Source organism: Streptomyces sp. LUP47B (assembly GCF_001746295.1).
Lineage (GTDB): Bacteria > Actinomycetota > Actinomycetes > Streptomycetales > Streptomycetaceae > Streptomyces.
The window spans coordinates 112,773-133,152 of sequence record NZ_MJAH01000009.1; the positions used below are offsets into that span (position 1 = coordinate 112,773).

Here is a 20,380-nt window from a genome sequence, read left to right on the forward strand (position 1 = left end):
CCGGAACGGCCCACCACATGACCACGACGACGCCCTCCCGCGGCCGCCGGCGTGCCCCCACCCGCATCGAGCGGGCGGCGGGCAAGGCCGCGGCGTTGCAGAAACCGCGGGTCATCCTCGCCCTGCTGCTCCTGCTCGGCCTGACCAGCGTGATGCTGCTCGACGGTTATCTGCGCGCCGAGGTCGGCGGCGACGAGCGGGTCCGCGACGGCGCCAGCTCCAGCAAGGTCCCCGACAAGATCCTCAACGGCGGGCCGATCGTCAGCTTCCGGGGCGGCCAGGCCACCACGACCTCCGTGCCGGCCAAGACGATCGCGCTCACCTTCGACGACGGCCCGAACCCGACGTACACGCCCCAGGTGCTGAAGATCCTGGAGAAGTACGACGTCCCGGCGACCTTCTTCGTGGTCGGCTCGATGGTCTCGCGCTACCCGGGGATCGTGAAGGACATGGTCGACCAGGGCGATGAGGTGGGCATCCACACCTTCACCCACGTCGACCTCTCCTACCAGAGCGACGCCCGCATCCGGCGCGAGATGACCCAGACGCAGCTCGCCCTCGCGGGTGCGGCGGGCATCACCACCACGCTGTTCCGGGCGCCGTACTCCTCGGAGACGGACGCGATCGACAACTACAGCTGGCCCGTGTACAAGAAGCTCGGCGAGGAGGGCTACACCAGCGTCTTCGTCGACACCGACAGCGACGACTGGAAGAAGCCGGGCGCCTCGAAGATCGTCAAGTGGGCCACGCCGTCCGGGACCTCGGGCGCCGCGGTGCTGATGCACGACGCCGGCGGCGACCGTGAGCAGACGGTCGAGGCGCTGCCGACGTACATCGAGAAGATGCGGGCGAAGGGTTACACCTTCACCACCATCAGCGGGGTCATCGAGGCGCAGAACACCGCTGCCCGCACGGGACAGCAGGCGAACGCGTCGGCCGGCACCGCGGGCGGACAGCTCCAGGGCGGGAACCAGAACGGGAACCAGGGCGGGAACCGGAACGCCACCGACCGCCTCCAGGCCGCGCACCGCGAGGCCACCGGCACGACCCTCTACGAGGGCAAGGCACTCGTCGTGGCCGTCGCCGTCGCCGAGTACGCCGTGCCCACGCTCTCGGTCGGACTCGTGATCGTGGGCGTGGCCGTCATGGGCCGGTTCGGGATGATGCTCATCCTCGCCCGCCGCCACTACAGACTGCGCAACAAACGCCGCTTCAGCTGGGGGCCCACGGTCACCCGGCCGGTGACCGTGATCGTCCCGGCGTACAACGAGAAGGAGTGCATCGCCAACACCCTGGAGTCGCTGGCACGCAGCACCCATCCGATCGAGGTCATCGTCGTCGACGACGGCTCCTCGGACGGCACCTCCGAGATCGCCCGCGAGGCGGCCCGCTCGCTCGGCATGACGAACGTCCGGGTCATCCGCCAGGAGAACGCGGGCAAGCCTGCCGCCCTCAACAACGGTGTCCGCAGCGCCAGTCACGACATCGTCGTGATGATGGACGGCGACACCGTCTTCGAACCGGACACCGTACGGCAGCTGGTGCAGCCCTTCGCCGACCCGGAGGTCGGCGCGGTCGCCGGCAACGCCAAGGTCGGCAACCGCGACACGGTCATCGGCGCCTGGCAGCACATCGAGTACGTGATGGGCTTCAACCTCGACCGCCGGATGTACGACCTGCTGCGCTGCATGCCCACCATCCCGGGCGCGATCGGCGCGTTCCGCCGTGAGGCGGTCCTCCAGGTCGGCGGGATGAGCGAGGACACCCTCGCCGAGGACACCGACATCACCATCGCGATGCACCGCGCCGGCTGGCGGGTCGTCTACCAGGAGCACGCGCGCGCGTGGACCGAGGCACCGGGCTCCCTCAAGCAGCTGTGGTCGCAGCGCTACCGGTGGTCGTACGGCACCATGCAGGCGCTGTGGAAGCACCGCAAGTCCCTCACGGACAAGGGTCCCTCGGGCCGCTTCGGCCGGGTCGGCATGCCGCTGGTGGTGATCTTCCAGATCGTCACGCCGGTCTTCGCCCCGCTGATCGACGTGTTCACCGCCTACTCGATGATCTTCGTCGACTTCCGGGCGGCGCTGTACGCGTGGCTCGCGGTCCTCGGCATCCAGCTCGTGTGCGCGGCGTACGCCTTCAGGCTCGACAAGGAGAAGTACCGCTATCTGCTGATGATGCCGCTCCAGCAACTGGCCTACCGCCAGATGATGTACCTCGTCCTGATCCACTCCTGCATCACCGCGCTCACCGGCGGCCGGCTGCGCTGGCAGAAGCTGAAGCGCACCGGCGAGGTCGGGACCCCGGCGGGGGTGGGCTGATGAGCTGGGAACAGCAGGAGTACCAGCAGCAGGGGTATCGGCAGGAGGGGTACGAGCAGCCGGGACATCAGCAGCAGGGGTACGGCTATGAGTACGGGTACTCGGGGTACGTAGAGCAGCCGCAGCCGTATTCGCAGCAGCAGCCGTATTCGCAGCAGCAGCCGTATCCCCAGGAGTACGTCGACCACGGCTACTCCGGACAGGGCGTGGAGCCGGAGCCGCCGGTTGCCGCGGCCCCCGCTGACGCCGAGGCGGAGGAGGAGAAGCCTCCGTCTCGGCTCCCGGGCCGCGACCGCTACTTCGACACCCTTCGGGCCGTCGCCCTGATCCGGGTCGTCACCTATCACACCTTCGGGTGGGCCTGGGCCGGCATGGTCTTCCCCTCGATGGGGGTCATGTTCGGCCTGGCCGGCACGCTGATGGCGAAGTCCCTGGAGCGGCCCGCCCGCACGGTGGTCAGGAGCCGGATGCGCCGGCTACTGCCGCCGTTCTGGTTCTGGGGCGTCTTCGTGGTCCTCGCGATGCTGGTCCACGACTGGCTGCCGGGCTGGCAGATCGTCTACTGGATCGTGCCGCTCGGCGATCCGCCGGGCAACGCGTGGGGCGAGCAGGCCTGGGAGATCCTCTGGTACCTGCGGACATACCTGTGGTTCGTGCTGCTGTCCCCGGTGCTGCTGAAGGTGTTCCGGCTCGCGCCGGTGCCGGTCCTGCTGCTGTCCCTGGCCCCGATCGTGGTCGTCCAGTTCCTGTGGGAGCCGCCCGACAACCGCCTCGGCAGCGCGCTGACGGACCTGGCCACCTTCCTGTTCTGCTGGATCCTCGGCTTCGCCCACCGGGACGGTGTCCTGGAGCGGCTGAAGGCGCCGGCCGTCGTCGTTCTCTCGCTCGCCGCGATCGGGTTCGGCGGCTGGTACGCCTTCACCCACCAGGCCGAGACGGGTTCCTACGACCTCGACGACATCCCCCTCGCGCAGGCCTTCTGGTCGGCCGGGTACGTGACGCTCCTGATGTGGGCCAGGTCGCGCTTCGGCATCGACTTCGCCTGGCTCACCCGCTTCCGGCGGACCGACCGGGTCGTCACGGTCTTCAACTCCCGCGCGGTGACGATCTACCTCTGGCACGAGATCGCGCTGATCCTCGCCGTGCCGCTGATCGACCGGTTCTGGAAGGTGCCCGCGTTCGAGAAGTGGCTGCCGCTGGAGAGCCAGTGGTTCATGTTCGGCATCGGCTGGATCCTGATCGCGGTGTTCGTGCTGCTGTGCGGATGGGTGGAGGACGTGGCCGGGAAGAAGAAGCCGCAGCTTCTTCCGGGAGGGCGGCCTGCAAGAATGGGAACGTGACCCGCGCTTCCCTGAACAAGCAGCCGCACGAAGTCGCCTCGATGTTCGACGACGTGGCGGAACGGTACGACCTGACGAACGACGTGCTGTCGCTCGGTCAGGACCGGGTGTGGCGCAAGGAGGTCGCCAGGGCCGTCGACGCCCGCCCCGCCCAGAAGATCCTGGACCTGGCGGCGGGCACGGCCACCTCGTCGCTGCCGTTCGCCCGCACCGGTGCCTATGTCGTGCCCTGCGACTTCTCGATCGGCATGCTCCAGGTCGGCAAGCGGAAGCACACCTGGCTGCCGTTCACCGCGGGCGACGCGACGAAGCTGCCCTTCAAGGACGACACCTTCGACGCCGTCACCATCTCCTTCGGGCTGCGCAACGTCCAGGACACCGACACCGCGCTGCGCGAGATGTACCGGGTGACCAGGCCCGGCGGCCGGGTCGTGATCTGCGAGTTCTCGCACCCCACCTGGGCGCCCTTCCGCACGGTCTACACCGAGTACCTGATGCGCGCCCTGCCGCCGGTGGCCCGCGCGGTCTCCTCCAACCCCGACGCCTACGTCTACCTCGCCGAGTCCATCCGCTCCTGGCCGGACCAGCCGGCCCTGGCGGAGCGCCTCCGGAAGGCCGGCTGGTCGAAGGTGGCGTGGCGGAACCTGACGGGCGGGATCGTGGCCCTGCACCGGGGCGTCAAGGAGAGCTGAGCGCCCCGGCGCGCGGCGTCAGAGCCCGGTCACACACCGGACCACGTACGGGTCTCCCGGCTCGTCCAGTTCGCGCTGGAGGCCGCCGCTCGGCGGTCTGGGGATGCGGGGCTCGCGAATCCCGCCGCCGCCGTCACCCGGGCCGAGGTCGAACCACACGTACACCACCGAATCCCGCGGCACCTCCGCACCGGCCTGCGGGTACTGGCGTACGACATAGTCGACGACGGACTGGTGGAAGTCCTTGCGGTCCGGCGCACTGACGAACAGGCCCTGCGCCTGGGCCGTCTCGCGTGCGTCGACGGCCATGAGTCCGACCAGACGCGGTACGCGCACTTCGGGCGTATTGGGTGTTATGCGCACAGATGTCACCCCCAGCGGTACTGGAAGGGTAACTCCGGCCCCGTGGCGGCAGGAAGTGCCGAGTGTCTTTCTGTAACAGAACGCTACTCTGTGTGACTGATCTTCAGGGGAAGTCGGAAGCAGAGCGCCTCTTCGTTGTAGCGGGGGTGCCTGAAGGTCTCCGCGAGTTCCATTCCGAGGCGCTTGGCGACCGAGATCGACCGTTGGTTGCCGGGTCTGACCATCGCCACCACGTCCGGAACGCCCGCCGCCCTGAGCCGCTCCAGAGTCATCCGCGCGGCCGCCGTGGCGTACCCCTGGCCCCAGTACGTCCGTCCGAGCCGCCACCCGATCTCGATCTCACCCGTGGGCCCCCAGTCCTGCGGCCACGGCTGGGCGCCGGTGAAGCCGACGACCTGCCCGCCCTCGTCAACCATGGTCCACAGACAGAACCCCCGCTCGGCGTCGTGCCGGCGCTGGCGCGCGGTGAGCTCCTCGTAGACGTACAGCTCCGCGGACCTGCCGCCGTGGAACTCCATGACGTCCGGGTCGTCGAAGACCCGATGCCAGGCGACGGCGTCCTCGTCGGTGGGGACGCGCAGCCGTACAACAGGCAGAGCTCGGTTCACTGGGGCAGCCCTTCAGCCGGGTGATCAATTCTGCTGAATAGACTGCCCATGTCCAGTGCCGGTCGGCACGCGGATTCAGAACTTGATTCCGAACTTGATTCCGAGCCTGGGGAGATCCCGCCGTGACCGAGCCCCTGTCCGAGAACACCGCCGATGTCATCGTCGTCGGCGCGGGGCCGGCCGGCTCCACGACCGCGTACCACCTCGCCAAGTCCGGACTCGACGTGCTCCTGCTGGAGAAGACCGAGTTCCCGCGCGAGAAGGTCTGCGGCGACGGCCTCACCCCGCGTGCCACCAAACAGCTCGTGGCCATGGGCATCGACATCTCCGAAGAGGCCGGCTGGCTGCGGAACAAGGGCCTCAGGATCATCGGCGGCGGCGTACGCCTCCAGCTCGACTGGCCGGATCTCGCCTCCTTCCCCGACTACGGCCTCGTCCGCAAGCGCGACGACTTCGACGAGCAGCTCGCCCGCCAGGCCCAGAAGGCCGGCGCGCGGTTGTTCGAGCGCTGCAACGTCGGTGCCCCGATCGTCGACGACCGCACGGGCCGCATCACCGGCGTCCACGCCAAACTGGGTGAGGACAAGCGCGAAGTCACCTTCCACGCGCCCCTCGTGGTCGCCGCCGACGGCAACTCCACCCGGCTCTCCCTCGCGATGGGCCTGCACCGCCGCGAGGACCGCCCGATGGGCGTGGCCGTACGGACGTACTTCGAGTCCCCGCGGCACGACGACGACTACCTGGAGTCCTGGCTGGAGCTGTGGGACCGCCGCGGCCCCGGCGAGGACCGGCTGCTGCCCGGCTACGGCTGGATCTTCGGCATGGGCGACGGCACCTCCAACGTCGGCCTCGGCGTCCTGAACACCTCCGACTCCTTCAAGGAGCTCGACTGGCGCGAGGTGCTGAAGGCCTGGTGCGCCTCGATGCCGGAGGAGTGGGGCTACACCCCGGAGCACATGACCGGCCCGATCCGCGGCGCCGCCCTGCCGATGGCCTTCAACCGCCAGCCGCACTACACCAAGGGCCTGCTCCTGGTCGGCGACGCCGGCGGCATGGTGAACCCCTTCAACGGCGAAGGCATCGCCTACGCCATGGAGTCCGGCCAGATCGCCGCCGACGTCATCGTCCAGGCCCACGCCCGCTCCACCCCCGCGGGGCGCGAAATGGCCCTGCAGCGCTACCCGCGCGTCCTCAAGGACACCTACGGCGGCTACTACACACTGGGCCGCGCCTTCGTGAAGCTCATCGGCAACCCGAAGGTCATGAAGATCGCGGCCCAGCGCGGCCTGACCCACCCGCTGCTCATGAAGTTCACCCTCAAGATGCTCGCCAACCTCACCGACCCCACGGGCGGCGACGCGATGGACCGGATCATCAACGGGCTGAGCAAGGTGGCGCCGAAGGCGTGACGGGAGCCCCCCGGACGGAGCACCGTGGAGGGATGGACGTAGGGATCGCGTTACCCGTGTTCGTCATCCTCATCGCGGTGTCGGTGTGGGCGCTGGTCCACTCCCTCAGGCGCTGACGGTGCCCTGACCGCCGTTCAGCGCCTCGATGTTGGCCGCCCGGCGGGCGAGCACCTCGTCCCGCCGGTCCGCCACCTGCCGCAGCGCCTCCTTGCGGTCCCGCTTGGACAGCCGGTCCAGATACACGTGCCCGTTCACATGGTCGGTCTCGTGGGCCAGGCAGCGCGCGAAGTAGCCGGTCCCCTCGATCACGAGCGGTTCGCCGTCCTTGTCGAACCCGTGGACCACGGCCCGGTCCGGACGCGGTACCTCCATGACGGCGCCCGGCACCGACAGGCACCCCTCGCTGTCGTCGAGCAGCCTGCGCCCGGCCGGGTCGACCTGCTCGAGCACCGGGTTGACGATGTGCCCGACATGCCGGACCCCGTCGTCGTCCGGGCAGTCGTAGACGAAGAGCCGCAGACCGACGTCGACCTGGTTGGCCGCCAGACCCGCCCCGTCCGCGATGTACATCGTCAGGAACATGTCGCCGATCAGCGCGGCGAGATCGGGCCCGAACTCGGTCACGTCCCTGCACGGCTTGTGCAGCACCTCCTCGCCGACCTCGGTGATGCGCCGGACCTGCCCGCCCCGGGCCTCGGGAGCGAGACGCGGATACGAGTCGGTGGGCCTGCCCTGGACGAAGACACTGGGCATGGTGATTTCTCCTGTTCGATGCGGGTTGTGAGGATGCCTGTGCGGCATGACAACAGAACACATCAAACAGCCCTGGGGGCAGACCGGCCACAGCCGCGGACGGCTGCTGGCGGGGGCAGGGGGCGGCGCAGGGACCGTGGGGCGGGCACAGCGGGAACGATCCAAAAGGGACGAACGCGGCATCCTGCACGGCGAGATGGCCACCGAACTCCGGGCCCACCTGAACGAGTCCGGGAAGACGACCCTGGGCGGCCACGTCCCGGGCAACCGCGAGCAACTCCTCATCCACCCCGCGGGCGCGCTCCACAACCGCCCCACGGCGCGCACAGCGGTTCCGGCCGGCGGTCAACGCGCTGCCGGACGCGGACAATTCGGACGCCGTTAGGACGCCGGGTGGAGATGGACCCCTGAAACGGGCCGACGAGCTGCGCTACCGCCCTGGACGAACCAGTGGGGCCGCAGCCCCCGAGCGGCTGCGGCCCCACCAAACTGTTCCGGTGTCAGAGCACCCGCACCGCTCCGGTCGGCGGGTCGTAGGACAGCGGCTTCTCGGCGACACCCGTCGAGGGGTTCTGCGCGCCGACGAACATGCCGTCGCCGACGTACACCGCCACGTGGTATGCGCTGCCCGCGCTGCCCCAGTAAAGGATGTCGCCCGGCTGGAGGTTGCTCAGCGAGACCTGGGTACCCGCGGTCGACTGGTCCTGCGAGACACGCGGCAGGTCGATGCCGATCTGGCTGAACGCGGCCTGGACGAGGCCGGAGCAGTCCCAGGAGTTGGGACCGGTGCCGCCGGAGACGTAGGCGTCACCGACCTGAGCCTTCACGAAGGCGATGACGGCCGCGGCCGAACCGGTGGCCGTGGACGAGCTCGTGGAGACACTGGTGCTCGCCGAGGCGGACAGCGTGGTCCGCTCGGCGCTGCGCGAGGCGGCTTCCTCGGCGGCGGCCTTGCGGGCTTCCTCGGCCTTCTTCTTGGCCTCCGCCTTCTTCTTGGCCTCCGCGAGGTCCGCCTTGGCCTGCTTCGCGGCCTTTGCGGCGGCCGCGTCACGCTCGGCCTGCAGCTGGTAGTTGGCGGCCGCCTGCTGCATCGCGTCGGCGGACTCGGCGACCTGGCTGCCCAGGTCGGCCGAGAGGGTGGGCAGTTCGAGGGTCTGCGTCGTCGACTCGGCGGCGAACGCCGAAGCCGACGCGCCCGCCGCTGCCATGCTGAGCACGCCACCGGCGACTCCGGCACGCACGGCGATCGAAGTCGTCGCGCTGCGGCGGGGTTTCCGGTGACTGCGTATGTGAGCGGTGTGGGACATGAGACCAACTGGTATCAGGGGCTCCTCCATACCTTCAAGAAACGTGGGCTGCGCCACAGTTGTTCAATCGGGGGCCCGAATCCCCGGCGCCCCGCTCTTTATTGACGCCGTAACGGACATTGTGGACTCTCGTGATCAAGCCTGTGATCATGGGCTTTCGCTGTTACGCCCCAATTGCCCCGCATCTACCATCGGTTGAGGCCGATGGCCAAGCCCCGTTCTTGTGGAGCTCTCGCGCATGTGGCGGAGGTCACGCAACGGTTACGGCGACGGCTGCGTCCGAAGGTGATCCGCGCTCGTGAATGTGTGCACGCGTCCACATCGGCCCTCGCGCGTCCCCCTGATGTGTGAACGCGGTCCTCTACCAAGCAGTCGCGTCCAGCGCCAATTTGCATGCAGGGGAAGTCTCTTGATATGGAGACGCCTCTTCCGACCTGCGTCGACTGGCGGAAATGTCACCTCTGGTGATCACTCGGACGCTTCTCGTATGAAGATCACCGCTGTTCCGACTTCATGATCCTTCGTCTGGTGGTGGAGATCACAAAGCTTGTGCAATACCCCGTGTCGCAGATCACAGACCGGCAGGCATAGGATGCGGGTCAGTTGGGCTTGTGACCTGCTTCACATGTTCGCGATCTTCGTCGGGACAGACGGAGGTCGGAGGGACGTATGAGTCGGGTGTGAGTCCGAGCCATCGCCAGCAGTCAGTGCCGACTGAGAGGAGCGAGGAGCGGTGAACGCTTATGCGCCCATCCTCGTACTGGGAGCCCTCGGGGCAGGCTTTGCGATCTTCTCCGTGGTCATGGCCACGCTGATCGGTCCGAAGCGGTACAACCGGGCCAAGCTCGAGGCCTACGAGTGCGGGATCGAGCCGACCCCCACGCCGGCCGGCGGCGGGCGCTTCCCCATCAAGTACTACCTGACGGCGATGCTCTTCATCGTCTTCGACATCGAGATCGTCTTCCTCTACCCCTGGGCCGTCACCTTCGACGCCCTGGGTGTTTTCGGGCTCGTGGAGATGCTGCTCTTCGTGCTCACCGTCTTCGTCGCGTACGCGTACGTATGGCGGCGCGGCGGCCTGGAATGGGACTGAGGGGCCTTTAACTCATGGGACTCGAAGAAAAGCTGCCGAGCGGCTTCCTGCTGACCACCGTCGAGCAGGCCGCGGGCTGGGTGCGAAAGTCGTCCGTCTTCCCGGCCACCTTCGGCCTGGCCTGCTGTGCCATCGAGATGATGACCACGGGTGCCGGACGCTACGACCTGGCCCGCTTCGGCATGGAGGTCTTCCGCGGCTCACCCCGTCAGGCGGACCTCATGATCGTCGCCGGCCGGGTCAGCCAGAAGATGGCGCCGGTGCTCAGGCAGGTCTACGACCAGATGCCGAACCCCAAGTGGGTCATCTCCATGGGGGTCTGCGCCTCCTCGGGCGGCATGTTCAACAACTACGCGATCGTGCAGGGCGTCGACCACATCGTGCCGGTCGACATCTATCTGCCCGGCTGCCCGCCACGGCCCGAGATGCTGATGGACGCGATTCTCAAGCTCCACCAGAAGATCCAGACCTCCAAGCTCGGCGTGAACGCCGAGGAGGCGGCCCGTGAGGCGGAGGAGGCGGCGCTCAAGGCCCTGCCCACGATCGAGATGAAGGGGCTGCTGCGGTGAGCGACGCGAACGGCACCAACGGGGTCGACCGGTCCGGGGAAGGGGTGAACCCGGAGAAGGACCTCACCGCCTCCAACCTCCCCGGCCAGCGCGGAGACGGCGGTGAGGAGATCCGCGTCCAGCGCGGCATGTTCGGCGCCAACAACGGCGGCGACACCTCCGGCTACGGCGGTCTGGTCCGCTCGGTCCGCCTCCCGGGACCGGCGGCCCGCCCCTACGGCGGATGGTTCGACGAGGTCGCCGACGAGCTGGAAGGCGCCCTGGAGGAGCAGGGACTGCTCCCCGGCAACGCGATCGAGAAGACGGTCGTCGACCGCGGCGAGATCACCTTCCACATCGAGCGCGAGCACCTGCTCCGCGTCGCCCGCACCCTGCGCGACGACCCGGCCCTGCGCTTCGAGCTCTGCACCGGCGTCAGCGGCGTCCACTACCTCCACGACAAGGGCCGCGAGCTGCACGCCGTCTACCACCTGCGCTCGATCACCCACAACCGGCTGATCCGCCTGGAGGTCAGCGCGCCGGACGCCGACCCGCACATCCCGTCCCTGGTCTCCGTCTATCCGACCAACGACTGGCACGAGCGCGAGACCTACGACTTCTTCGGGATCGTCTTCGACGGTCACCCGGCCCTGACGCGGATCATGATGCCGGACGACTGGCAGGGCCACCCGCAGCGCAAGGACTACCCCCTCGGCGGCATCCCCGTCGAGTACAAGGGCGCCCAGATCCCGGCTCCGGACCAGCGGAGGTCGTACTCATGAGCACGCAGCACGCAACTCCTCGTGAGACCACCGAGGGCACCGTGTACACGGTCACCGGTGGCGACTGGGACGAGGTCGTCCAGTCCGCGGCCCGCGCCGACGACGAGCGCATCGTCGTCAACATGGGCCCGCAGCACCCCTCCACCCACGGGGTGCTCCGGCTGATCCTGGAGATCGACGGCGAGACGGTCACCGAGGCCCGCTGCGGCATCGGCTACCTCCACACCGGCATCGAGAAGAACCTCGAGTTCCGCACGTGGACGCAGGGCACCACGTTCGTGACGCGCATGGACTACCTGACGTCCTTCTTCAACGAGACCGCCTACTGCCTCGCCGTCGAGAAACTCCTCGGCATCGAGGACCAGATCACCGACCGGGCCACGATCATCCGGGTGCTCCTGATGGAGCTGAACCGGCTCTCCTCGCACCTGGTGTGCATCGCCACCGGCGGCATGGAACTCGGCGCCACCACGATCATGATCTACGGATTCCGTGATCGTGAAATGATTCTCGACATCTACGAGCTCATCACGGGCCTCAGGATGAACCACGCGTACATCCGCCCCGGCGGACTCGCGCAGGACCTGCCGCCCGGCGCGGTGGACCACATCCGCGAGTTCGTGAAGAAGATGAAGAAGAACCTCCCGGAGTACGACAAGCTCGCCACCGGGAACCCCATCTTCAAGGCCCGTATGCAGGACGTCGGCCACCTCGACCTCGCGGGCTGCATGGCCCTCGGCGCCACCGGTCCGATCCTGCGCTCCACCGGCCTGCCGCACGACCTGCGCAAGTCACAGCCCTACTGCGGCTACGAGACCTACGAGTTCGACATCCCGACCGCCGACACCTGCGACTCCTACGGCCGCTTCCTCATCCGGCTCGAGGAGATGCGCCAGTCGCTCAGGATCGTCGAGCAGTGCCTGGACCGGCTGCAGCCCGGCCCGGTCATGGTCGCCGACAAGAAGATCGCCTGGCCCGCCCAGCTCGCCCTGGGCCCTGACGGGCTCGGCAATTCCCTCGACCACATCAAGAAGATCATGGGCACCTCCATGGAGGCCCTGATCCACCACTTCAAGCTGGTCACCGAGGGCTTCCGCGTCCCGCCGGGACAGGCATATGCGGCCGTCGAGTCGCCCAAGGGCGAGCTCGGGGTGCACGCCGTGTCCGACGGCGGCACCCGCCCCTTCCGGGTCCACTTCCGCGACCCGTCCTTCACCAACCTTCAGGCCATGGCGGCGATGTGCGAGGGCGGCCAGGTCGCCGACGTCATCGTCGCTGTCGCGTCCATCGACCCCGTGATGGGAGGCGTCGACCGGTGACCACCAGTTCTTCCGAGCGGGGCGTCAGCCTGGGCATGCCCGAACTGCCCGCGCCCGCTTACCCGGACGACGTTCGAGAGAGGCTCGAGAGGGACGCGCGCGAAATCATCGCCCGCTACCCGGACTCCCGCTCGGCGCTCCTGCCGTTGCTGCATCTCGTGCAGTCGGAGGAGGGACACGTCACGCGCACCGGGATGCGGTTCTGCGCGGACGTGCTGGAGCTGACCACGGCCGAGGTCACCGCGGTGGCCACCTTCTACACCATGTACCGGCGCAAGCCCTCGGGTGACTACCAGGTGGGTGTGTGCACCAACACCCTCTGCGCGGTGATGGGCGGCGACGCGATCTTCGCGGAGCTGCAGGAGCACCTGGGCGTCGGCAACGGCGAGACCACCGACGACGGCAAGGTCACCCTGGAGCACATCGAGTGCAACGCGGCCTGCGACTTCGCGCCGGTCGTGATGGTCAACTGGGAGTTCTTCGACAACCAGACCCCGGCGAGCGCGAAGCGCATGGTCGACGACCTGCGCGCGGGCCGTCCGGTGGAGCCCACGCGCGGGGCGCCGCTGTGCACCTTCAAGGAGACCGCGCGGATCCTCGCCGGCTTCCCCGACGAGCGGCCCGGGGCCGTCGAGGCGAGCGGCGGAGCGGGACCCGCGTCGCTGGTGGGCCTCCGCCTGGCCAGGGGAGAGACCGCACCCGCGCGCGTGGTCCATCCGCGCGACGGCGCACCGCAGGACAGGGACGTCCACGAGCCGTCCCCGTCGGAGCACCTGAGCTCACACGACGCGCCACAGGACACGTCGGCCTCCGACCCGGCCCATCCGGCCGGGCCCACCGCCGAGGAGGGGGAGTGATGACCTTGGCACCCGAACTCAAAGACACCAGCCCCGAGAAGCTGCTCGCACCCGTGCTGTCGGCCTTCTGGGACGAGGACAAGTCCTGGTCACTGGACGTCTACAAGAGGCACGAGGGGTACGAGGGGCTCCGCAAGGCGCTCGCCATGTCGCCGGACGACCTGATCGCGTACGTCAAGGACTCCGGTCTGCGCGGCCGCGGCGGTGCGGGATTCCCCACGGGAATGAAATGGCAGTTCATTCCGCAGGGAGATGGAAAGCCGCACTATCTAGTTGTCAACGCCGACGAGTCGGAGCCCGGGACGTGCAAGGACATCCCGCTCCTCTTCGCGAACCCGCACAGCCTCATCGAGGGCATTGTCATCGCGTGTTATGCCATCAGGTCGTCGCATGCCTTCATCTATCTGCGTGGTGAGGTCGTCCCAGTACTGCGGCGGCTGCACGCGGCCGTGAGCGAGGCCTACGCGGCCGGCTACCTCGGACAGAACATCCTGGGCAGCGGCCTCGATCTCGAACTCACCGTGCACGCGGGCGCAGGCGCGTACATCTGCGGTGAGGAGACCGCACTGCTCGACTCGCTCGAAGGCCGCCGTGGTCAACCGCGGCTCCGTCCCCCCTTTCCTGCGGTCGCAGGCCTCTACGCCTGCCCGACTGTTGTGAATAACGTGGAGTCGATCGCGTCGGTTCCCGCGATTCTGACCCGGGGCAAAGAATGGTTCCGGTCGATGGGCAGCGAGAAGTCCCCGGGCTTCACGCTCTACTCGCTCAGCGGCCATGTCGCCAGTCCCGGCCAGTTCGAGGCCCCGCTCGGCATCACGCTCCGCCAGCTTCTGGAGATGAGCGGCGGGATGCGGCCGGGCCACCGGCTCAAGTTCTGGACGCCCGGCGGTTCCTCGACGCCGATGTTCACCGACGAGCACCTCGACGTCCCCCTCGACTACGAGGGCGTCGGCGCCGCAGGTTCCATGCTCGGCACCAAGGCCCTGCAGTGCTTCGACGAGACGACCTGCGTCGTGCGCGCCGTCACCCGCTGGACCGAGTTCTACGCCCACGAGTCCTGCGGCAAGTGCACCCCGTGCCGTGAAGGGACGTACTGGCTCGTGCAGTTGCTGCGCGACATCGAGGCCGGCAAGGGCGTGATGTCCGACCTCGACAAGCTGAACGACATCGCCGACAACATCAACGGCAAGTCGTTCTGCGCCCTCGGCGACGGCGCCGCCTCGCCGATCTTCTCCTCGCTCAAGTACTTCCGCGAGGAGTACGAGCAGCACATCACGGGCCGCGGCTGCCCCTTCGACCCGGCCAAGTCGACGGCCTGGGCCGACCGCACGGAGGTGAACGCATGACCGTGACCACCAGCACTCCCACAGGCGGGGGAGAGGCGGCGGTCCCGCCGGAGGATCTCGTCACGCTCACGATCGACGGCGCCGAGATCAGCGTGCCCAAGGGCACCCTGGTCATCCGGGCCGCCGAAGAGCTCGGCATCGAGATCCCCCGGTTCTGCGACCACCCCCTGCTCGACCCGGCCGGCGCCTGTCGCCAGTGCATCGTCGAGGTCGAGGGCCAGCGCAAGCCGATGGCCTCCTGCACCATCACCTGCACCGACGGGATGGTGGTGAAGACCCACCTCACCTCGCCGGTCGCCGAGAAGGCCCAGCACGGTGTGATGGAGCTCCTCCTCATCAACCACCCGCTGGACTGCCCGGTCTGCGACAAGGGCGGCGAGTGCCCCCTGCAGAACCAGGCGATGTCCCACGGCCAGTCCGAGTCCCGGTTCGAGGGCAAGAAGCGGACGTACGAGAAGCCCGTCCCGATCTCCACACAGGTGCTGCTCGACCGCGAGCGGTGCGTGCTGTGCGCCCGCTGCACCCGCTTCTCCAACCAGATCGCGGGCGACCCCATGATCGAACTGGTCGAGCGGGGCGCGCTCCAGCAGGTCGGCACCGGTGAGGGCGACCCCTTCGAGTCGTACTTCTCCGGCAACACCATCCAGATCTGCCCGGTCGGCGCGCTGACCTCGGCGGCGTACCGATTCCGCTCCCGCCCCTTCGACCTGGTGTCCTCCCCGAGCGTGTGCGAGCACTGCTCCGGCGGCTGTGCCACCCGCACGGACCACAGGCGTGGCAAGGTCATGCGCAAGCTCGCGGCCAACGACCCCGAGGTCAACGAGGAGTGGATCTGCGACAAGGGGCGCTTCGCCTTCCGGTACGCGCAGCAGCGGGACCGGCTGGAGCACCCGCTGGTCCGCAACCCCGAGGGTGAGCTGGTGCCGGCCTCCTGGCCGGAAGCCCTCCAGATCGCCGCCCAGGGACTGCTCGCCTCGCGCGGCCGGGCCGGAGTCCTCACCGGCGGCCGCCTCACCATCGAGGACGCCTACGCGTACAGCAAGTTCGCGCGCGTGGCGCTCGACACCAACGACATCGACTTCCGCGCGCGCGTGCACAGCAGCGAGGAGGCCGACTTCCTGGCCGCGCGGATCGCGGGCCGCGGACGCGACCTCGACGGTACGGGCGTCACGTACTCCGCTCTGGAGAAGGCACCGGCGGTCCTGCTGGTCGGGTTCGAGGCCGAGGAGGAGGCGCCCGGCGTCTTCCTGAGGCTGCGCAAGGCCTGGCGCAAGCACGGACAGAAGGTCTTCTCGCTCGCCACCCATGCCACCCGCGGCCTGGAGAAGGCCGGCGGCACGCTGCTGCCCGCCGCTCCCGGCACCGAGACCGAATGGCTGGACGCGCTGGCCGGCGAAGTGGGACTGGAGGGTGACGGCAGCAGGGCCGCCGAGGCGCTGCGCACCGCGGGCGCCGTGATCGTCGTCGGTGAACGGCTTGCCGCGGCGAAGGGCGCACTGACCGCCGCCGTTCGGGCCGCCTCCGCGACCGGCGCGCAGCTGGTGTGGATCCCGCGGCGGGCCGGAGAGCGCGGTGCCCTCGAGGCGGGCGCGCTGCCGTCGCTCCTGCCGGGCGGTCGTCCGGCCACCGACCCGCGCGCGCGTGAGGAGGTCGCCTCGGTCTGGCGCGTGGCCGAACTCCCGCACCGCTTCGGGCGGGACACCGGTCAGATCGTCGAGGCCGCGCTGTCCGGCGAGCTGCAGGCCCTGGTGGTCGCGGGCGTCGAGATCGCCGACCTGCCCGATCCGGCACGCGCGCGTGAAGCGCTCCAGGAGGTCGGGTTCGTGGTGTCGCTGGAACTGCGGCCGGGTGAGGTCACCGCCCTCGCGGACGTCGTCCTGCCGGTGGCCGCGGTCGCCGAGAAGGCCGGCACCTTCCTCAACTGGGAGGGCAGGGTGCGCTTCTTCGAGGCCGCGCTCAAGCCCGACCAGATGACCCGCGGTCTCGCACCCACCGACGCACGGGTCCTGCAGATGCTGGCCGACGCCATGGACGTACACCTGGGCCTGCCCGATCTGCGCACCACGCGCGCGGAGATCGACCGGCTCGGTCCCTGGGACGGACCGCGGGGCACCGAGCCCTTCGAGACCGGGGCCCAGTTGCCGCGGCCCGCCGCCGGAGAGGCCGTACTGGCCGGGCACCGGCTGCTGCTCGACCAGGGTCTCCTCCAGCAGGGCGACGAGGCGCTCGCCGGGACCCGGCACGCGGCACGCGCGCGTGTGTCCGCCGCAACAGCCGCCGAGGTGGGCGTCAAGGAAGGCGACCTCCTCGCCGTGACCGGCAAGACCGGAGTAGTCGAACTGCCGCTGGAGATCACCGAGATGCCCGACCGCGTGGTCTGGCTCCCGCTGAACTCCATCGGCGGCGGCGTCGCCTCCGACGCCGGGGCGCTGCCTGGTTCCCTCGTCCGCATCGGCCCGGCCACGCTCGCCGCCGAAGCTCCCAAGGAGGTGGAGGCATGAGCCCGTACCTCGCTGCGGAAGACCTCTCGATGTTCGGCACCGATCCGTGGTGGCTTGTCGTCATCAAGGCCGTCTTCTGTTTCGCCTTCCTGATGCTGACCGTGTTGTTCTCGATCGTGTGGGAGCGCAAGGTCGTCGCCTGGATGCAGTTGCGTATCGGCCCCAACCGGCACGGTCCCTGGGGCATGCTCCAGTCGCTGGCCGACGGCATCAAGCTGATGCTGAAGGAAGACGTCATCGTCAAGCGCGCGGACAAGGTGGTCTACGTCCTCGCGCCGGTCGTCGCGGCCATCCCGGCCTTCATGGCGATCGCGGTGATCCCCTTCGGGCCGTCCGACAACGAGGTCTCGATCTTCGGCCACCGCACCGCGATGCAGCTCACCGACCTGCCGATCGCGATGCTCTACATCCTCGCGGTCGCCTCGGTCGGCATCTACGGCATCGTCCTGGCGGGCTGGAGCTCCGGGTCGACGTATCCGCTGCTCGGCGGTCTGCGCTCGTGCGCGCAGATGATCTCGTACGAGATCGCCATGGGCGCGGCCTTCGCCTCGGTGTTCCTCTACTCCGGGTCGATGTCCACCTCGGCGATCGTCGAGGCCCAGCAGGGCCGCTGGTACATCGTCCTGCTGCCGGTCTCCTTCATCATCTACGTCATCACGATGGTCGGCGAGACCAACCGCGCCCCCTTCGACATGCCGGAGTCCGAGGGCGACCTGGTCGGCGGCTTCAACACCGAGTACTCGTCGATCAAGTTCGCGCTGTTCATGCTCGCCGAGTACGTGAACATGGTGACGGTCTCGGCCGTGACGACCACGCTCTTCCTCGGCGGCTGGCGGGCTCCCTGGCCCATCAGCACCTTCTGGGAGGGCGCCAACCACGGCTGGTGGCCGCTCCTCTGGTTCGTGATCAAGGTGCAGCTGCTGCTGTTCTTCTTCATCTGGCTGCGCGGCACGCTCCCGCGGGTCCGCTACGACCAGCTGATGAAGCTCGGCTGGAAGGTCCTCATCCCGGTCTCGGTGGTGTGGCTGATGCTCGTGGCGACCGTGCGGACCCTGAAGAACGAGAACTACGACTTCGCCGACATCGCCCTCTACGTCGGCGGCGGAGTCCTGGTCCTGCTGCTGCTCTCGTTCGTCGCCGACATGTTCCGCGAGAAGTCGAAGGCAGCGGCGCAGCCCGACGAAGTGCCGGCCGGATTCGACCCGATGGCGGGCGGATTCCCCGTACCGCCGCTGCCCGGACAGGAGGTGCCGGCGGTACCGCGGCGCCCCTCGCGCCAGGAGCGTGAACTGATTGTCAGTGGCGGGCCCGATACTCACAGTGACGGACCGCTGACTGGTTCTACGGATGGAAAGGAGGCGTCCGATGGCTGAGGAGCCCAAGGAGACCAAGCCCGGTTTCATGAACCCCGTCGCCGGCTTCGGCGTGACCTTCAAGGCCATGTTCAAGAAGCGGCTGACCGAGCAGTACCCGGAGCAGAAGAAGACCACCGCTCCGCGGTTCCACGGACGGCACCAGCTCAACCGCCATCCGGACGGCCTGGAGAAGTGCGTCGGCTGCGAGCTGTGCGCCTGGGCCTGCCCCGCCGACGCCATCTATGTGGAGGGCGCCGACAACACCGACGAGGAGCGCTACTCGCCGGGCGAGCGGTACGGCCGCGTCTACCAGATCAACTACGCCCGCTGCATCCTGTGCGGCCTGTGCATCGAGGCGTGCCCCACGCGCGCGCTGACGATGACCAACGAGTTCGAGCTGGCCGACAGCAGCCGCGCCAACCTCATCTTCACCAAGGACCAGCTGCTCGCCGGTCTCGAGGAGGGCATGGTCGACTCGCCCCACGCCATCTACCCCGGCACGGACGAGCAGGACTACTACCGGGGCCTGGTGACCGAGGCCGCGCCCGGCACCGTTCCCCAGGTCGCCGTCTCCAAGGGCGAGGTGGTCCAGGAGGCCGACTCCACCTTCGGTGAGGACGAACCGGCGTCGGAGAAGGTGATCGGGCGATGAGCGCGCAACTGGCCGCCTACTCCACCTCCACCGGCGAGGCCTTCCAGTTCTGGGTCCTCGGCACCGTCGCCGTGATCGGCGCCCTGTGCACCGTCTTCATGAAGAAGGCCGTGCACAGCGCGCTCTGTCTCGCCGGCACCATGATCATCCTGGCGGTGTTCTACCTCGCCAACGGCGCCTACTTCCTCGGCGTCGTGCAGATCGTCGTCTACACCGGCGCGATCATGATGCTGTTCCTGTTCGTGGTGATGCTCGTCGGCGTGACCGCGGCGGACTCCCTGAAGGAGACCATCAAGGGCCAGCGCTGGCTGGCCCTGCTGTGCGGGCTCGGCTTCGGCATCCTGCTGTTCGCGGGCATCGGCAACGCCTCCCTCAACGAGTTCAACGGCCTCACCCAGGCCAACTCCGGCGGCAATGTGGAGGGCCTGGCGACCCTCATCTTCACCAAGTACGTCTTCGCCTTCGAAATCACCGGCGCTCTGCTGATCACGGCCGCCGTCGGCGCCATGGTGCTCACCCACCGCGAGCGCACCGAGCGCGCCCTGACCCAGCGCGAGATGGCCGAGAAGCGCGTCCGCGAGGGCAAGCACCTCCCGCCGCTGCCCGCCCCCGGCGTCTACGCCCGGCACAACGCGGTGGACATCGCGGGCCTGCTGCCCGACGGCACCCCCTCCGAGCTCACGGTCAACAAGACGCTGCGCCAGCGCGGCCAGATCCGTGACGTCTCCGCCGAAGCTCTCAACGACCTCAAGGCGTTGGAGCAGCGCGCGGAGGAGCGCCTGGAGCGGACCGAGATCGAACCGGCCACCTTCAAGAGGGAGGCGTCGAAGTGAACCCGGTCAACTACCTCTACCTCGCCGCCCTGTTGTTCACGATCGGCGCCACCGGCGTGCTGATCAGGCGCAACGCCATCGTCGTGTTCATGTGCATCGAGCTCATGCTCAACGCCTGCAACCTCGCGTTCGTCGCCTTCTCCCGAATGCACGGCAATCTCGACGGCCAGATCATCGCCTTCTTCACGATGGTCGTCGCCGCCGCGGAGGTCGTGGTCGGGCTCGCGATCATCGTGTCGCTGTTCCGTTCCCGCCACTCGGCCTCGGTCGACGACGCCAGCCTGATGAAGCTGTAAGGGGT

Annotated in this window: 20 protein-coding genes; 16 read left to right on the forward strand and 4 right to left on the reverse strand. The window is 68.6% G+C overall.

The window, feature by feature from the left end; translation table 11 throughout:
- Positions 1-17 precede the first annotated feature (17 nt).
- The 3 genes from BFN33_RS26780 to BFN33_RS26790 are packed head-to-tail and all read left to right on the forward strand — an operon-like array spanning position 18 to position 4,353.
- Positions 18-2,321: a bifunctional polysaccharide deacetylase/glycosyltransferase family 2 protein gene (locus tag BFN33_RS26780; protein WP_069762726.1), complete on the forward strand. Its 2,304-nt coding sequence runs from the start codon at positions 18-20 to the stop codon at positions 2,319-2,321.
- Complete coding sequence (locus tag BFN33_RS26785) at positions 2,321-3,661, forward strand: acyltransferase (protein ID WP_069762727.1); 1,341 nt, start codon at positions 2,321-2,323, stop codon at positions 3,659-3,661. The genes BFN33_RS26780 and BFN33_RS26785 overlap by 1 nt, the downstream gene beginning before the upstream one ends.
- Complete coding sequence (locus BFN33_RS26790; protein WP_069762728.1) at positions 3,658-4,353, forward strand: demethylmenaquinone methyltransferase; 696 nt, start codon at positions 3,658-3,660, stop codon at positions 4,351-4,353. The genes BFN33_RS26785 and BFN33_RS26790 overlap by 4 nt, the downstream gene beginning before the upstream one ends.
- Before the next feature lie 18 nt (positions 4,354-4,371).
- Here the strand turns inward: BFN33_RS26790 and BFN33_RS26795 are convergent, their stop codons facing one another.
- Together BFN33_RS26795 and BFN33_RS26800 are read right to left on the reverse strand one after the other, a co-directional pair.
- A complete protein-coding gene (locus tag BFN33_RS26795) occupies positions 4,372-4,689 on the reverse strand; it encodes a PASTA domain-containing protein (RefSeq protein WP_069762729.1) in 318 nt (105 codons plus the stop codon).
- Positions 4,690-4,799: 110 nt separating this feature from the next.
- A complete protein-coding gene (locus BFN33_RS26800; RefSeq protein ID WP_069762730.1) occupies positions 4,800-5,324 on the reverse strand; it encodes a GNAT family N-acetyltransferase in 525 nt (174 codons plus the stop codon).
- A 122-nt stretch (positions 5,325-5,446) separates the two neighbouring features.
- Here BFN33_RS26800 and BFN33_RS26805 point away from each other — a divergent pair, with 122 nt between their 5' ends.
- Positions 5,447-6,733, forward strand: coding sequence for a geranylgeranyl reductase family protein (locus BFN33_RS26805; RefSeq protein WP_069762731.1), 1,287 nt, complete (start codon positions 5,447-5,449; stop codon positions 6,731-6,733).
- Positions 6,734-6,838: 105 nt separating this feature from the next.
- Here the strand turns inward: BFN33_RS26805 and def are convergent, their stop codons facing one another.
- Positions 6,839-7,486 (reverse strand): peptide deformylase, encoded by a 648-nt coding sequence (gene def, locus BFN33_RS26810; RefSeq protein WP_069762732.1) that lies wholly within the window; start codon positions 7,484-7,486, stop codon positions 6,839-6,841.
- A gap of 46 nt (positions 7,487-7,532) precedes the next feature.
- Here def and BFN33_RS52700 point away from each other — a divergent pair, with 46 nt between their 5' ends.
- Positions 7,533-7,871 (forward strand): hypothetical protein, encoded by a 339-nt coding sequence (locus BFN33_RS52700; protein ID WP_141757997.1) that lies wholly within the window; start codon positions 7,533-7,535, stop codon positions 7,869-7,871.
- A 115-nt stretch (positions 7,872-7,986) separates the two neighbouring features.
- Here BFN33_RS52700 and BFN33_RS26820 read toward each other — a convergent pair whose 3' ends face one another.
- The gene (locus BFN33_RS26820; RefSeq protein ID WP_069762734.1) at positions 7,987-8,793 is read right to left on the reverse strand and encodes a C40 family peptidase; all 807 of its coding nucleotides are present in this window, start codon (positions 8,791-8,793) and stop codon (positions 7,987-7,989) included.
- 733 nt (positions 8,794-9,526) lie between these two features.
- Between BFN33_RS26820 and BFN33_RS26825 the strand changes: the two genes are divergently transcribed.
- Genes BFN33_RS26825 through nuoK form a run of 11 tightly spaced genes read left to right on the forward strand, consistent with a single transcriptional unit; the run spans position 9,527 to position 20,375 of the window.
- Positions 9,527-9,886: an NADH-quinone oxidoreductase subunit A gene (locus BFN33_RS26825; RefSeq protein WP_007383963.1), complete on the forward strand. Its 360-nt coding sequence runs from the start codon at positions 9,527-9,529 to the stop codon at positions 9,884-9,886.
- A gap of 14 nt (positions 9,887-9,900) precedes the next feature.
- Positions 9,901-10,455, forward strand: coding sequence for an NADH-quinone oxidoreductase subunit B family protein (locus tag BFN33_RS26830; protein ID WP_010041554.1), 555 nt, complete (start codon positions 9,901-9,903; stop codon positions 10,453-10,455).
- Complete coding sequence (locus BFN33_RS26835) at positions 10,452-11,216, forward strand: NADH-quinone oxidoreductase subunit C (RefSeq protein WP_069762735.1); 765 nt, start codon at positions 10,452-10,454, stop codon at positions 11,214-11,216. The genes BFN33_RS26830 and BFN33_RS26835 overlap by 4 nt, the downstream gene beginning before the upstream one ends.
- Positions 11,213-12,535: an NADH-quinone oxidoreductase subunit D gene (locus tag BFN33_RS26840; RefSeq protein WP_069762736.1), complete on the forward strand. Its 1,323-nt coding sequence runs from the start codon at positions 11,213-11,215 to the stop codon at positions 12,533-12,535. Before BFN33_RS26835 ends, BFN33_RS26840 begins: the two co-directional genes overlap by 4 nt.
- Positions 12,532-13,392 carry an NADH-quinone oxidoreductase subunit NuoE gene (nuoE, locus tag BFN33_RS26845; RefSeq protein ID WP_069762737.1) on the forward strand — a complete coding sequence of 287 codons (861 nt, stop codon included), beginning with the start codon at positions 12,532-12,534 and terminating at the stop codon, positions 13,390-13,392. Before BFN33_RS26840 ends, nuoE begins: the two co-directional genes overlap by 4 nt.
- Positions 13,392-14,738, forward strand: a complete 1,347-nt coding sequence (gene nuoF / locus BFN33_RS26850; protein WP_057608002.1) for an NADH-quinone oxidoreductase subunit NuoF — start codon at positions 13,392-13,394, stop codon at positions 14,736-14,738. The genes nuoE and nuoF overlap by 1 nt, the downstream gene beginning before the upstream one ends.
- Entirely contained in the window at positions 14,735-17,239 is a 2,505-nt protein-coding gene (locus tag BFN33_RS26855) for an NADH-quinone oxidoreductase subunit G (RefSeq protein WP_069762738.1), read from the forward strand. The genes nuoF and BFN33_RS26855 overlap by 4 nt, the downstream gene beginning before the upstream one ends.
- Complete coding sequence (gene nuoH / locus BFN33_RS26860) at positions 17,236-18,612, forward strand: NADH-quinone oxidoreductase subunit NuoH (RefSeq protein ID WP_069762739.1); 1,377 nt, start codon at positions 17,236-17,238, stop codon at positions 18,610-18,612. The genes BFN33_RS26855 and nuoH overlap by 4 nt, the downstream gene beginning before the upstream one ends.
- Entirely contained in the window at positions 18,605-19,246 is a 642-nt protein-coding gene (gene nuoI / locus BFN33_RS26865; protein ID WP_069762740.1) for an NADH-quinone oxidoreductase subunit NuoI, read from the forward strand. Before nuoH ends, nuoI begins: the two co-directional genes overlap by 8 nt.
- Positions 19,243-20,079 (forward strand): NADH-quinone oxidoreductase subunit J, encoded by an 837-nt coding sequence (locus tag BFN33_RS26870; protein WP_069762741.1) that lies wholly within the window; start codon positions 19,243-19,245, stop codon positions 20,077-20,079. Before nuoI ends, BFN33_RS26870 begins: the two co-directional genes overlap by 4 nt.
- Entirely contained in the window at positions 20,076-20,375 is a 300-nt protein-coding gene (gene nuoK / locus BFN33_RS26875) for an NADH-quinone oxidoreductase subunit NuoK (RefSeq protein ID WP_003974374.1), read from the forward strand. The genes BFN33_RS26870 and nuoK overlap by 4 nt, the downstream gene beginning before the upstream one ends.
- Positions 20,376-20,380: the final 5 nt, after the last annotated feature.

Coding starts and splice junctions, on each gene's coding strand:
- BFN33_RS26840 (WP_069762736.1), top strand. CDS start 11,213: ATGAGCACGCAGCACGCAACTCCTCGTGAGACCACCGAGGGCACCGTG.
- nuoH (WP_069762739.1), top strand. CDS start 17,236: ATGAGCCCGTACCTCGCTGCGGAAGACCTCTCGATGTTCGGCACCGAT.
- BFN33_RS26820 (WP_069762734.1), bottom strand. CDS start 8,793: ATGTCCCACACCGCTCACATACGCAGTCACCGGAAACCCCGCCGCAGC.
- BFN33_RS26830 (WP_010041554.1), top strand. CDS start 9,901: ATGGGACTCGAAGAAAAGCTGCCGAGCGGCTTCCTGCTGACCACCGTC.
- BFN33_RS52700 (WP_141757997.1), top strand. CDS start 7,533: ATGACAACAGAACACATCAAACAGCCCTGGGGGCAGACCGGCCACAGC.
- BFN33_RS26855 (WP_069762738.1), top strand. CDS start 14,735: ATGACCGTGACCACCAGCACTCCCACAGGCGGGGGAGAGGCGGCGGTC.
- nuoF (WP_057608002.1), top strand. CDS start 13,392: ATGACCTTGGCACCCGAACTCAAAGACACCAGCCCCGAGAAGCTGCTC.
- nuoI (WP_069762740.1), top strand. CDS start 18,605: ATGGCTGAGGAGCCCAAGGAGACCAAGCCCGGTTTCATGAACCCCGTC.
- BFN33_RS26785 (WP_069762727.1), top strand. CDS start 2,321: ATGAGCTGGGAACAGCAGGAGTACCAGCAGCAGGGGTATCGGCAGGAG.
- BFN33_RS26870 (WP_069762741.1), top strand. CDS start 19,243: ATGAGCGCGCAACTGGCCGCCTACTCCACCTCCACCGGCGAGGCCTTC.
- def (WP_069762732.1), bottom strand. CDS start 7,486: ATGCCCAGTGTCTTCGTCCAGGGCAGGCCCACCGACTCGTATCCGCGT.
- BFN33_RS26780 (WP_069762726.1), top strand. CDS start 18: ATGACCACGACGACGCCCTCCCGCGGCCGCCGGCGTGCCCCCACCCGC.